The sequence below is a fragment of the Methyloversatilis sp. S146-33 genome (assembly GCF_059552495.1).
The window spans coordinates 72272-85145 of sequence record NZ_JCANOT010000029.1; the positions used below are offsets into that span (position 1 = coordinate 72272).

Genomic DNA, 12874 nt, shown 5'->3' on the forward strand with positions numbered 1-12874 from the left:
CGATGCAGATCCACCCGACCATCGCCGGCCTGCGCGCCGCGCTCGATGCCGAGCGCGCACGCGGCGCGCGCATCGCCTTCGTGCCCACCATGGGCAATCTGCACGAGGGCCACGCCTCGCTGATGCGCCAGGGCCGCGACCACGCCGACGTGGTGGTGGCCAGCGTGTTCGTAAACCGGCTTCAGTTCGGACCGAACGAGGACTTCGACCGCTACCCGCGCACGATGGACGCCGACTGCGCGCGCATGCAGGCGGCGGGGGTGGCGCACGTGTTCGCACCGTCAGAGAGCGAGCTCTACCCGCAGCCGCAGACGATGCGCGTGGTGCCGGACCCGGTACTGGCCGACATCCTCGAAGGCGCCTTCCGGCCCGGTTTCTTCACCGGCGTGGCGACCGTGGTGGCCAAGCTGTTCAACATCGTGCAGCCGCAGGTGGCCCTTTTCGGCAAGAAGGACTACCAGCAACTAATGGTGATCCGCCAGTTGGTGCAGCAGATGGCGCTGCCGATCGCCATTGTCGGTGGTGAAACACTGCGCGCCGACGACGGTCTGGCGCTGTCTTCGCGCAACGGCTACCTGTCGGAGGGCGAACGGGCGCAGGCGGTGCAGCTGTATCAGGCCCTGGTGGCCGCCCGCGAAGCATTGCGCGCCGGAAACCGTGAATACGCGCGGATCGAGGCCGACACCATGGCGTTTCTCCAGGCCCGTGGCTGGTCTCCACAATATATTGCGGTGCGACGACAAGCCGACTTACAATCGCCGGCCGCTCACGAATCCAGTCTGGTGATCGTGGCCGCCGCCCTGCTTGGGACGACGCGCCTGATCGACAATCTGGAAGTGTAGGTCGCCACGATGCGCTCAAGGCCGGTGGCGTTCCAGTAGCGCACTGTCGCGCACGCCCTTGCGTGCGCGTGTTGTCTGAACAGCGCGATATCGAAGGAGCGCCCATATGCAACGCACCATGCTTCAGTCCAAGCTTCACCGGGTCACGACGACGCATTCCGAGCTGCACTACGAGGGCTCCTGTGCGATCGACCAGAATCTGCTCGACGCCGCGGACATCCGCGAGTATCAGGCGATCGACATCTACAACGTGACCAACGGCGAGCGTTTCTCGACCTACGCGATCAGCGCCGAGCGCGGATCCGGCATCATTTCGGTCAATGGCGCGGCAGCGCGCAAGGCCGCCGCCGGCGACCTGCTCATCATCGCGTGCTACGCCCAGTACACCGAGCTGGAACTGGCCCGCTACGAGCCTAAGCTCGTATACGTCGATGGCAAGAACAACATCGTGAACCAGCGTGGTCACATTCCGGTGCAGATGGCCGGCTGATCCCCGCGCTGCCCGTCGTCAAGGCCCGCCCCGTGCGGGCCTTTTCATTTGGCCCGATGTGAAACAATGCGGCCTCTCCGCCCCAGAACACCGCGATGAACCTGCACCTGCTCCGCATCTTCCACACCGTCGGCGAACACGCGAGTTTCTCGCGCGCCGCCGAGCACCTCGGCATCAGTCAGCCCGCCGTATCGAAGGCGCTGCGCGAACTGGAAGACCAGCTCGACGTGGTGCTGATCGAGCGCGGCGCGCGCATCGTGTCGCTGACCGAAGCCGGTCAGGTGCTGTTCGAGTACGCGGGCGGCATCTTCGCGATGGAGCGCGCCGCGCTCGAAGCGCTGCAGGCCTATTCCAACCTCGAGCGCGGTCGTCTGCGCATCGGTGCCAGCATGACGGTGGCCGGTTACTGGCTGCCCGGCTACGTCGCCGATTTCGCCCAGGCGCATCCGGGCATCACGCTGAGCCTGACCAGCGCCAATACGCAGACGGTGGCTGACCGACTGCTCGCCTGCGAAGTCGACATCGCACTGGTCGAAGGCCCGGTCGAGGACGAGCGGATCGAATCCCGCCCCTGGCGCGACGAAACCCTGCTCATCGTCGCCCCGCCCGACAGCGCGCTGGCCAAGGCCGGCACGGTCAGCGCCGCCGACCTGAGCGCGGTCACCTGGGTGGTGCGTGAGCATGGCTCCGGCACCCGCGAAGTGATGAACCGCTGGCTGGACAAGCTGGGCATCGTGCCGGCACGTACGATAGAAGCCGGCAGTACCGAGGCGGTCATCCAGACCGTCGCTGCCGGCGGTGGCGTATCGATGGTGCCGCGCGTCAGCTCGGCCGATCAGATCGCGCTCGGCAAGGTCGCCACACTGACGCTGCCCGGCGTACAGCTGACCCGCCAGCTCTACCGCCTGCGCCTGCCGCGCCGCCCGCTCAGCCCGGCCGCGCTGGCGTTCGAGGCGATGATCGCGACCGACTGACTGAAGAAGCGCGCGGAGAACGTCGCCGCGCCGAACACCCTTCTTCGGCCATGGTTATTAATACGAATCATTCCTGTTCACATACGCAGTTACATAGTGTCTAATTCCGGGCCAAGCAATCGAGTGGCTGGTCCGCAATCATGATTCTTCTCGCCATGTTGACGTGCGCGCTGTGTGCCGTCGCCTGTTACATCTGCAGCCCGCGGCAGGTGCTGCTGCACCGCCGCCCTCCTCTGTCCTGGCGACTTGCCGCCTGCATCGTGCCCGGCGCACTGTCGTTGTGGACATGGGCGGAGGCGCTCGGCCCGGTCGCCGGCCCCTGTGCCGGGCTGGTTGCGTGGATGCTGATGCTCGCCGCCCTGCCCTGGGCGCTGCTGCCCGGACAGTCCGCACGGGAGCTCTCGTGATGTGGGGGCGTTTTGCTGCCGGCGCGCTGCTCGGCATTCCGCTCGCCGCCGCACTGACGGGGCTGATCGCCTGGGGTTGGCCCGGGCGTTGGCAGGACGTACTGGTACCGTCCCTGCAACTGTTCTTCCCGCTGTGGACCGCCATCGCCTGCGCCGCCGTGCTGTTCGCCGACACCCGCAGTGCCTGGCTGCGCATGCTGTCCCTGAACATCGCGGCCGCAGGTCTGCTGACCATCGTACGACTCGGAGGCGCGCTGTGAAGTCATCCATCCTTCGACATTTCTCGGCCCTGCACACGTGGACCGGCCTGATCGCCGGCTTCGCGCTGTTCGTCGCCTTCTACTGCGGCGCCATCACGGTGTTCCACGAGGACCTGCACCATTGGCAGAGCCCCGAGCACCGCCACACCGCACAGGCGGTCACGACGGAAGAACTGCCGGAACTGATCGACGGCATGGTGCGCAAGCATCCGCAGGCGGCCGCCGACTTCTTCGTGCAACTGCCCTCCGCCAGTGCGCCGTCGCCGGTCGCCTACTGGAAGGAGGACGGCGAATGGACGCATGCACCGCTGCGCGTCGCCGCCGGACTGGATGACGAAGCGCCGCATTCCGGTCTGGCCGACCTGATCAACAGCCTGCACTTCTCGCTCGGGCTGCCGGTCGCCGGCATCTATGTGATGGGCATCGTGTCGATGATGTACGGCGTGGCGCTGGTGTCGGGCGTGCTGATCCACCTGCCGCTACTGTTGCGCGACCTGTTCGCGCTGCGTCCGGGCCGCAACCTGAAGCGCTTCTGGCAGGACGCGCACAACGCGATCGGCGTCTGCAGCCTGCCTTTCCATATCGTGTTCGCGATCAGCGGTGCGCTGCTGTGCCTGTCGGCGGTGCTGATCGCGCTGATGAACGTGCCGGTGTTCGGCGGCGAACTGCCGCTCGAGATCCGGCGTGCGACGCGGGTGTCCACCGGTGCCGATGCCGCGGGCGAGGCGTCGCCGATGCAGTCGCCTGCTGCGCTGGTCACGGCCGCGCGCGCAGCCGCCCCTGAGTTCGAGCCGAAATGGCTGCGCTATTACCAGTACGGCGACCGCGCGGCGCAGGTCGAGGTGCGTGGCACCAGCCCGCGCGTGCTCGCGGTGTCCGGTGGCGTTGCGCTCGAGGCCGCCACCGCCCGCGTGCTGAACGTTCAGACCGGCGGCCGCAACGATGCCAATCATGCCGCCTACGCCGGCCTCTACGCGCTGCACTTCGGCAGCTATGGCGGCGCCATCGTGCAGGGTCTGTACGGCCTGCTCGGTCTGGCCGGCGCTTTCCTGTTCTTCAGCGGCAATCTGCTGTGGATAGAGGCACGGCGCAAGCGCCAGCAGGTGGCGCAACCGACGCATCTGGTGCGCATGGCGCAGGCGACCATCGGTGTCTGCGTAGGCTGCTGCGCCGCGGTGTCCGCCGCTTTCGTCGCCACCCAGATCGCCGCCGCGATGCCGGGCGCCGACCGCGAACTGATCGAGAAGAGCGCCTGCTTCGGCGTGTTCTTCGCCGCGCTGGCGTGGTCCTTCGCGCGCCCGCCGTCGCGTGCCGCCGTCGAGTTGCTGTGGCTGACCGCGCTGCTCACGGCCGCCATTCCGCTCAGTCACGGCGCGCTGACCGGCGATCACCTGCTGCGCAGCGCGCTGGTTGGCGACTGGGTGCTGCTCGGCATCGACCTGTGTGCGCTGCTGATGGCCGCCGGCTATGTCTGGCTCGCCGCGCTGACACGAAAACGTGCCCTGGACGGTGATCCGAACAGCGTCTGGGCCGCCCCCACCGATGGAACCCAGCCGATGCGCCAGGCCATTTGAAAACCCCGCCGGCGCGCTGTCGCCGGCCATTCGATTCAAGATTCCGGAGAAGCCATGAAACGAGTTCCCCGCGCAACGATGCGCCTGGGGCCGGTCAGTCTCGCGCTGCTGGTCTGGACGCACGGCGCCTACGCCGCCGACGTACCCACCCTGCCGGCCGTCAAGGTCGAGGACGAACGCGCCACCGAAAAGGCCGACGGCCCGGTCCGCGGCTACGTTGCCAAGCGCAGTGCCTCGGCCACCAAGACCGACACGCCGCTGGTCGAAACCGCACAATCGATCTCGGTCATCACGCGCGACCGACTGGAAGCGCAGTCGGTGGTATCGGTGCAGGACGCGCTGCGCTACACCGCCGGCGCCCGCGCCGAGCCCTACGGACTGGACAACCGCGGCGACTGGGCGCAACTGCGCGGCGCCAGCTTCACCCAGTACCAGGACGGCCTGCGCATGCTGTTCGGCAGCTACAACAACATCCGCCCCGACGTCTACACGCTGGAGCGGGTCGAGGTGCTGCGCGGCCCCTCGTCCATCATGTACGGTCAGGGCAGTTTCGGCGGCACCGTGAATCTGGTGTCGAAGCGCCCGTTGGCGGAGGCCCAGCACGAGGTGCAGGCGGTCGTCGGCAACAACGGCCTGAAGCGCCTGGCCGTCGATTCAACCGGCCCGCTGGCCAGCGAAGGCAAGTGGCTTTACCGGCTGGTGGCGGTCGGCCAGGACGCCGAAACCCAGGTGGACCACACCCAGGACGACCGCATGGTGTTCATGCCCTCGCTGACCTGGCGCCCGAGCACCGATACCGAACTGACGGTGTGGGCCAATCTGCAGCGCGACCACACGAACACGACGCAGTTCTTCTTCCCGCACCAGGGCACCGTGCTGCCGGCGCCGAACGGCCGCATTCCGTTCCGCACCAATATCAGCGAACCGGGCTTCGACCGCTACGTCGGCGAGCAGCAGGCCTTCGGCTACCGCTTCGAGCACCGCTTCAACGAGGCGCTGACGCTGCGTCAGAACGTGCGCCATTCCGACAGCCAAGTCACCTATCAGTCGATCTACAGCCGCTTCGGCCCGGCCCCTGTGCTGAATCCGGACGGCCGGACGCTGAACCGCACGATCTACGTGTCCAAGCCTGAGGTCGAGGCGCTCACCGCCGACACGCAGCTGCAGGCGAACTTCACGCACGGACCGTTCGAGCATACGGTGCTGTTCGGCTTCGACTTCCAGCGCGTGCTCACCAGCTCGGTGATGGGTCGCGGCAACGCGCCTGCGATCGACGTCTACGCGCCGGTCTACGGCAACTACACAGTGCCCGCGCTGGCGCGGCAGCCAGACACCCAGCTCTATCAGAGCGGTTTCTACCTGCAGGAGCAGCTGAAGATAGACCGCCGCTGGATCGCCACCATCGGCGCACGCCGCGACTGGGCGCGTCAGAACAACGATCTCGACGCCACGTCGGCCCGCATTGACGCGCACGCGACCACCTGGCGCGCCGGCCTGCTGCATCTGTTCGACAATGGCTGGGCGCCCTATGTGAGCTATTCGGAGTCGTTCAACCCGAGCGCCGGTTTCAACTTCTACAACGAGGCCTACAAGCCGCTCGAAGGCGAACAGTGGGAAGTCGGCGTGAAGTACCAGCCGCCGGGCAGCCGTCTGTTCCTGACGCTGGCCGCCTACGAGCTGAAGGAGAAGAACCGCCTGACGGCCGACCCGAACAACGCGCTGAACCGCATCCAAGTCGGCGAGGCGACGATACGCGGCGTCGAGGCGGAAGCGCAGGCCAGCCTGGCGGGCGGCGTTGATCTGATCGCGACCTACACCTACACCGACAGCGAGATCACGCAGAGCAACGCGGCGGATCTCGGCAAGCGCCTTGCCAGCATTCCGGAACACATGGCGAGCGCCTGGGCGGTGAAGCGCTTCACCGCCTTCGACCTGCCGGGTCAGTTCGAGGTGGGCGGCGGCGTGCGCTACATCGGCGCCAGCTGGGACGGCACCGACAGTCTGCGCACGCCATCCATCACGCTGATGGACGCGCTGCTCGCGTACCGGACCGGCCAGTGGCGCTATGCGCTCAACGTCGACAACATCGCCGACCGCGAGTACTACACCACCTGCCTGTCACGCGGCGACTGCTTCCTCGGCACGCTGCGCACGGTGCGCGCTTCGGCCACCTACCGCTTCTGATCCGCCGCGGCAGCGGCCCGGCCGGGCCGCTGCACGGCGTCAGGCCAGCGCCCGGCTCACCACTTCGGCCACGTCGGCCGACAGTCCCGGCAGGTCGCGGATGCTCTCCAGCGCCTTGCGGGCGTGGGCCTGACGACCGTCGTCGAAGCGGCGCCAGCGATCGAAAGCACGCGCCACGCGCGACGCGACCTGCGGATTCACCGGATCCAGCTCGCGAATGACGCCGGCGGCGTAGGCGTAGCCGGAGCCGTCGGCGGCGTGGAAGTGCAGCGGATTGGCGGCGCAGAAAGTGCGCACCAGCGCATACACCTTGTTCGGATTCTTCAGGTCGAAGGCCTCGTGCGCCATCAGCTCGCGCACGCGGGCGCGGGCATCCGGCAGCGGCGAGGTGGCCTGCACCGCCAGCCACTTGTCCACCACCAGCGCCTCGTCCTTCCAGCGCGCGTAGAACTCGCTCAGTGCCACTTCGCGCAGCGGCGTGTCGCTGTGCGCCAGCAGTGAGAACGCGGCGAACTGGTCGGTCATGTTGTCGGCGTCGCGGAACTGGGTAAGCGCTTTCAGCTGCAGCGCACTGTCGTCCAGCGTCATCAGATAGCCGAGCGCGAGGTTGCGCAGTGCGCGCCGGCCCATCGCCGCCGGTTCCGGTGCGTAGGCGCCCGTCACGACATGACGCGCCAGCAACGCGTCGAACTGCGGCCGCAGCCGCTCAGCCAGCGTGCGCCGGAACAGCGTGCGCACGCGGTGGATGGCGTCCGGGTCGATCACCGCCATCTGGTCGCCCAGCCAGGCTTCGGACGGCAGCGTGAGCGCTTCGGCGGCGAAGGCCGGATCGGCGTCCGCCTGTGCCAGCACCGCAGCAAAGGCATCGACGAACAGGTCGGGCACGACCGCCTCATTGCCTGCCTGCACCTGCGCCACACCGGCCAGCATCAATCGCGTTGCAAGCCGCTGACCGGCCTCCCAGCGGTTGAATTCGTCACTGTCGTGCGCCATCAGCGTCGCCAGCCCGGCATCTCCGTAATCGAAATCGAGCGCCACCGGTGCCGAGAAATTGCGCAGCAGCGAAGGCAGCGGTGCCGACGCGAGCGCGTGCGACGACAGATCGAACTCGAAGGTCTGCGTCGCTTCGGTCAGCGACAGCACCGTGGTTGGCAGGATTTCGCGGCCATCCGCGCTCAGCAGGCCCAACGCCACCGGAATGTGCAGCGGACCGCGGGCAAACTTCAGCCCTTCCTCGGTCAGACGTTTCTCGTAGGCGGTTTCCGGGTTGGACTGGGTCAGCGTCAGCGTCCATCGTCCGCTGGGGGCATCGAAGGTGGCGTCGGCCTTCAGCCGCGGTGTCCCGGCCTGTTCGTACCAGCGACGGAACTGGGCCAGATCGACGCCGGATGCGTCCTGCATCGCCGACACGAAGTCGTCACAGGTCACCGCCTGTCCGTCGTGCCGCTCGAAGTAAAGATCCATGCCGCGACGGAAGCCGTCCTCGCCGAGCAGCGTGTGGATCATGCGCACCACCTCGGCACCCTTTTCGTAGACGGTGGCGGTGTAGAAGTTGTTGATTTCCTCGTAGCTGGCCGGCCGTATCGGGTGCGCCATCGGCCCGGCGTCCTCCGGGAACTGCGCCGCGCGCAGCCCGCGTACCTCCTGGATGCGCTGTACCGGGCGCGAATATTCATCCGACCCGTATTCCTGGTCACGGAAGACGGTCAGACCTTCCTTCAATGACAGCTGGAACCAGTCACGGCAGGTGACGCGGTTGCCGGTCCAGTTGTGGAAGTACTCATGCGCGACCACGCGGTCGATGTTCATGTAATCGACGTCGGTGGCGATGTCCGGCCGCGCGAGCACGTACTTGGTATTGAAGATGTTGAGGCCCTTGTTCTCCATCGCCCCCATGTTGAAGTCGCCGACGGCGACGATCATGTAGCGGTCAAGGTCGAGCTCCAGGCCGAAACGCTGCTCATCCCAGCGCATCGACTTCTTCAGCGCGTGCATCGCGAAATCGCACTGGTCGAGCTTGCCCGGCTCGACATAGATCGCGAGATCGACCTTGCGTCCGGATGCCGTCGTATAGCTGTCGTCGAGGCGGTCGAGCTTCGCCGCGACCATGGCGAACAGATAGCAGGGCTTGGGAAAGGGGTCGACCCAGCGCGCCCAGTGGCGACCACCCTCCTCGTCACCGCTCGCGACCAGGTTGCCGTTGGCCAGCAGATCCGGGAAGCGCGTCCTGTCGGCGTGCAGCGTCACCGTGTAGCGTGACATGACGTCCGGACGATCCGGGAACCAGGTGATGCGACGGAAGCCTTCCGCCTCGCACTGCGTGAAGTAGCCGTCCTTCGAGCGGTAGAAGCCGGACAGCGTGGTGTTCTCGCCCGGTTTGATGCGCACCTGGGTGGCGACGCGGCAACGGTCGGGCAGATCGGCCAGTTCGAGTCTGCCGTCGCGGACGAACGAGGCCGGCGCGGGCAGCGCGCGTCCATCAACGCTGAGTTGCAGCAGCTCGAGGGCTTCCCCGTCGAGCTGCAGCGGTGCGCGCGGCACCGATTCGTTGCGGCGCAACATCATGACAGCTGCAACCAGGGCCGTACCGTCGTCGACCAGGGTCACGTCGAGTTCCACCTCGTCCACCCACCAGGCGGGGGCGACGTAATCACGAAGGCGGATGGCGCGCGAAAAAGAGTTCTTCATTTGTTAACTTCCGTGTCGATAACACCAGAGGTGCAGGTTCGGACAAGTTCCGGGATGCGGGATTCCTTGGGTCAGCATCAAGCCACACGGCCGTTTCCGGCTCATCGTGCCGAGCGCGGGTGGTGTACCGGAGGTCAAGGAAGCCGTCATCAGGGGAAAAGCAGTATCCGGGTAAACCCTTAGTCCGGGTGACCTAAGTTCCAAAGAATGACACATCGCAGCATTACCATCGAATCAACAACTCAAAAGGTATGCCATGGGTGCAAGTCTGAACGAAGGGGCCGTCGTCGCGCGCCAACCAGGCGCAGGCGAAGAACTGTCCCCGGCCCGTACGCGGGCGAGCTGGCCGCGCTTCTCGGCGAATGCCGCGCATCATGACAGCACGTCCGCGCACGATGCAGCCCCGGCTGCTCCGGGCCTGCGCAACTGGACGGCTGGCGAACTGGCAGCGCTGCTGTGTGAGTTCCTGAAGCGGGAACACGCCGCTCTCGCCGCCTGCCACGGCCAGCAGGTCGAATCCGACTGGATCCCGCTGGCACGTGCCCTGGCCATCCGCCTGTCCGACGCACCGGGCATGTCGCTCGCCACCAGCCCATTGAAGACCCGATTCCTGCTGCGTGAGCAGATTGGTGCCTGGCTCGTGCATACGGCACTGGACGCCAGCGCAGCGCACACCGTACGCATCGCGCTGCCCGACACCTGGAGCAACGGCAAGGTCCTCGCCTACCTGTTCCGTCACGAAATCGCGCCGATGCACCACGTCACCGCCGCGCTGCGCAGTCTCAGTGTCCCACTGGCGCGGAGCGAAGAAGTCGCTGGCGACAGCCTGCAAGTGAATGGCTGAGCGCGCATCGCGCTGATCAGATCAAAGGGGTTGCCGCCGCAAGGCCGCAACCCCTTGTTTTTGAGTTGAACCCGGGCGCACAAAACAAAAAAGCCAGTTCGCGAGAACTGGCTTTTCTGTTTCATTTCACTGGTGCCGCTGACCGGAATCGAACTGGTGACCTTCGCATTACGAATGCGCTGCTCTACCGACTGAGCTACAGCGGCAATAAAGAGCGCGCATTATAGCCGCTGAACACCGCAAAATCAATGCAGGTAAGGCAGAAAGCGGTAATTTCGCCGCACTCAAGCGCCCGGACGCACGCGCACGACGATATCGACGCCATCAGCCACCATGCCCGGCGGCAGTTGCGGCATGCCTTCTATACGCAACGTGTTGTTGGGGATATCGGTCAGGCAACCGGTCACGACGTCGTACAGGTGATGGTGAGGTTCGGTGTTCGGATCGAAGAACACCTTGGTCGGATCGACGATCACCTCGCGGATCAGCCCGGCCTCACGCAACACCTTGAGCGTGTTGTAGACGGTCGCCTTCGACGCGGACGGCGAAGTTTCGTTGACCATGGCCAGGATCTGGTCGGCCGACAGATGCTCCATGCGCGAGAACAGCACACAGGCGATGTCGATGCGCGGCTGCGTCAGGTTGATGTCGTGTGCGCGCAGCAGATCGATGGTCTGTTCGCGGTTGAGCGGAGATTTCATGGTTTCGAGTATATGAAACGGAATGCCGTCGCGCAAAGTCCGGTCACGGCTGAGCCAGTTCCTTCGGCAGCGGAAAATTCACGTTCTCGGGTGTGCCGTCCAGCGTCCTGACCGATGCCGCACCCAGTTCGCGCAGCCGGGCGATCACTGCATCCACCAGCACTTCGGGCGCCGACGCCCCGGCGGTGACGCCGATACGCTTGCGCCCTGCCAGCCATGCGGGATCAATCTGGCTGGCGTTGTCGATCAGGTGCGCCGGTACGCCGAACTGCTCTGCCACTTCGCGCAGGCGGTTGGAGTTGGAACTGTTGGGCGAACCCACCACCAGCACCAGATCGCTGCGCGGTGCCATGAACTTGACCGCATCCTGGCGGTTCTGCGTCGCGTAGCAGATGTCGTCACGCTTCGGACCGACGATGGTCGGAAAGCGCGCTCGCAGCGCGTCGACGATGATCTGCGCGTCATCGACCGACAGCGTGGTCTGCGTCACGTAGGCCAGCTTGTCCGGGTCGTCCACCTGAAGTGACTGCACGTCGGCCACGGTTTCGACCAGATACATGCCGCCCTCCGCCTGCCCCATGGTCCCCTCGACCTCGGGATGCCCCTTGTGGCCGATCATGATGATCTCGCGCCCGGCGTCGCGCATCTTGGCGACCTCGACATGCACCTTGGTCACCAGCGGGCAGGTCGCGTCGAACACGCGCAGGCCGCGCGACGACGCATCGTGACGTACGGTCTGCGGTACACCATGCGCGCTGAAGATGAGCGTGGCGCCCTGCGGCACCAGCGCCAGATCGTCGATGAAGATGGCGCCCTTGGCGCGCAGGCTGTCGACGACGAACTTGTTGTGCACCACTTCGTGGCGCACGTAGATCGGCGCCCCGTACTGCTCCAGCGCGCGCTCGACGATCGCGATCGCCCGCTCCACCCCGGCACAGAAGCCACGCGGATTGGCCAGCAGCACGTCCATGTTCTCGCCCTCAGGAGACACCGATCACCTCCACCTCGAAACGCACGGCGCGGCCCGCCAACGGGTGGTTGAAATCGATCAGCGCGGACTGCTCGTCCAGTTCGCGCACCAGCCCGGGAAACTTGTTGCCGTCGTTATCGGTGAATTCGATCACCGAATGCACGTCCAGTTCGATATCGGCCGGGATGTCGCGACGCGCAAAGCGCTCGACCAGATCCGCCTTGTGCTCGCCGAACACCTCGCCCGGCTCCAGTTCGAACACATGGTGACTGCCCACTTCCAGCCCGGCAAGGCGCGCCTCGAGCGCCGGCGCCAGCTCGCCACCGCCCAGCTGCAGCGTGGCCGGCGTCGATTCGAAGGTGCTGATCAGCGCCTGACCACCTTCCGGCAGGGCTACGCGGAAGTGCAGCGTGACCAGGCTGTCAGGTTTGACGGTGTCGTTCATGCTTGTTTCTCCGCGCGGGCGAAGCGGTCCGACAGACCGAACTGGTCCGCCAGCATCAGCACCACGCCCACTGTGATGGCCGAGTCAGCCACGTTGAAGGCCGGGAAGCCTCGGCTCCCGGCATGAAAATACAGGAAGTCGACCACGGCGCCGAGCACGACGCGGTCGATCAGGTTGCCGATCGCGCCGCCCAGTATCAGCGCCAGGCCGAGCGGCAACACCACTTCCGCGACGTGCTTGCGCATCAGCATGATCAGCCAGATCGACACCGTGGACGTCAGCACAATGAAGAACCAGCGCTGCCAGCCGTCGTGGTCGGCCAGGAAGCTGAAGGCCGCGCCAGGGTTGTAAACCAGCACGAGGTCGAAGAACCAGGTCACTGACCAGCTCTGGCCATAGCTCAGCCACTGCGTGATCAGGTATTTGGTGAGCTGGTCCACCCCGACCACGAAGGCGGACAGGGCGAGCCAGGCGGCAAGGCGTGCGTTCATCGGC

Annotated in this window: 13 protein-coding genes and 1 tRNA gene; 8 read left to right on the forward strand and 6 right to left on the reverse strand. The window is 66.0% G+C overall.

Translation table 11 applies throughout. From position 1 onward, the window contains the following. Positions 1 to 2 precede the first annotated feature (2 nt). From panC to AC51BJ_RS11980, 7 genes are all read left to right on the forward strand, one after another. On the forward strand, positions 3 to 842 hold the full coding sequence (gene panC, locus AC51BJ_RS11950; protein ID WP_430433150.1) for a pantoate--beta-alanine ligase: 840 nt from the start codon (positions 3 to 5) through the stop codon (positions 840 to 842). A 106-nt stretch (positions 843 to 948) separates the two neighbouring features. Then, positions 949 to 1332, forward strand: a complete 384-nt coding sequence (gene panD / locus AC51BJ_RS11955) for an aspartate 1-decarboxylase (RefSeq protein WP_019919247.1) — start codon at positions 949 to 951, stop codon at positions 1330 to 1332. Positions 1333 to 1427: 95 nt separating this feature from the next. Further along, positions 1428 to 2306 (forward strand): LysR family transcriptional regulator, encoded by an 879-nt coding sequence (locus tag AC51BJ_RS11960; RefSeq protein ID WP_019919248.1) that lies wholly within the window; start codon positions 1428 to 1430, stop codon positions 2304 to 2306. A 140-nt stretch (positions 2307 to 2446) separates the two neighbouring features. Next, positions 2447 to 2713, forward strand: a complete 267-nt coding sequence (locus tag AC51BJ_RS11965) for a hypothetical protein (protein WP_496280371.1) — start codon at positions 2447 to 2449, stop codon at positions 2711 to 2713. Further along, a complete protein-coding gene (locus AC51BJ_RS11970; protein ID WP_020163811.1) occupies positions 2713 to 2973 on the forward strand; it encodes a hypothetical protein in 261 nt (86 codons plus the stop codon). Before AC51BJ_RS11965 ends, AC51BJ_RS11970 begins: the two co-directional genes overlap by 1 nt. Beyond that, a complete protein-coding gene (locus AC51BJ_RS11975) occupies positions 2970 to 4547 on the forward strand; it encodes a PepSY-associated TM helix domain-containing protein (RefSeq protein WP_496280372.1) in 1578 nt (525 codons plus the stop codon). The genes AC51BJ_RS11970 and AC51BJ_RS11975 overlap by 4 nt, the downstream gene beginning before the upstream one ends. A 54-nt stretch (positions 4548 to 4601) precedes the next feature. After that, positions 4602 to 6731 carry a TonB-dependent siderophore receptor gene (locus AC51BJ_RS11980; RefSeq protein WP_496280373.1) on the forward strand — a complete coding sequence of 710 codons (2130 nt, stop codon included), beginning with the start codon at positions 4602 to 4604 and terminating at the stop codon, positions 6729 to 6731. A gap of 39 nt (positions 6732 to 6770) precedes the next feature. Here AC51BJ_RS11980 and pepN read toward each other — a convergent pair whose 3' ends face one another. Continuing rightward, positions 6771 to 9419: an aminopeptidase N gene (gene pepN / locus AC51BJ_RS11985; protein WP_496280374.1), complete on the reverse strand. Its 2649-nt coding sequence runs from the start codon at positions 9417 to 9419 to the stop codon at positions 6771 to 6773. Positions 9420 to 9675: 256 nt separating this feature from the next. Here pepN and AC51BJ_RS11990 point away from each other — a divergent pair, with 256 nt between their 5' ends. Next, positions 9676 to 10263 (forward strand): hypothetical protein, encoded by a 588-nt coding sequence (locus AC51BJ_RS11990; RefSeq protein ID WP_496280375.1) that lies wholly within the window; start codon positions 9676 to 9678, stop codon positions 10261 to 10263. Between the two features lie 130 nt (positions 10264 to 10393). On the opposite strand, the gene AC51BJ_RS11995 is transcribed toward AC51BJ_RS11990, so the two are convergent. The 5 genes from AC51BJ_RS11995 to lspA all read right to left on the reverse strand — a co-directional run bounded on the left by AC51BJ_RS11995 (position 10394) and on the right by lspA (position 12870). After that, positions 10394 to 10469: transfer RNA gene (locus tag AC51BJ_RS11995), tRNA-Thr, on the reverse strand. A gap of 78 nt (positions 10470 to 10547) precedes the next feature. After that, the gene (locus tag AC51BJ_RS12000; RefSeq protein WP_304003760.1) at positions 10548 to 10964 is read right to left on the reverse strand and encodes a Fur family transcriptional regulator; all 417 of its coding nucleotides are present in this window, start codon (positions 10962 to 10964) and stop codon (positions 10548 to 10550) included. 43 nt (positions 10965 to 11007) lie between these two features. Beyond that, positions 11008 to 11934, reverse strand: a complete 927-nt coding sequence (gene ispH, locus AC51BJ_RS12005; protein ID WP_430435598.1) for a 4-hydroxy-3-methylbut-2-enyl diphosphate reductase — start codon at positions 11932 to 11934, stop codon at positions 11008 to 11010. A gap of 10 nt (positions 11935 to 11944) precedes the next feature. Further along, the gene (locus AC51BJ_RS12010; RefSeq protein WP_430433143.1) at positions 11945 to 12379 is read right to left on the reverse strand and encodes an FKBP-type peptidyl-prolyl cis-trans isomerase; all 435 of its coding nucleotides are present in this window, start codon (positions 12377 to 12379) and stop codon (positions 11945 to 11947) included. After that, entirely contained in the window at positions 12376 to 12870 is a 495-nt protein-coding gene (lspA, locus tag AC51BJ_RS12015) for a signal peptidase II (RefSeq protein ID WP_496280376.1), read from the reverse strand. Before lspA ends, AC51BJ_RS12010 begins: the two co-directional genes overlap by 4 nt. Positions 12871 to 12874: the final 4 nt, after the last annotated feature.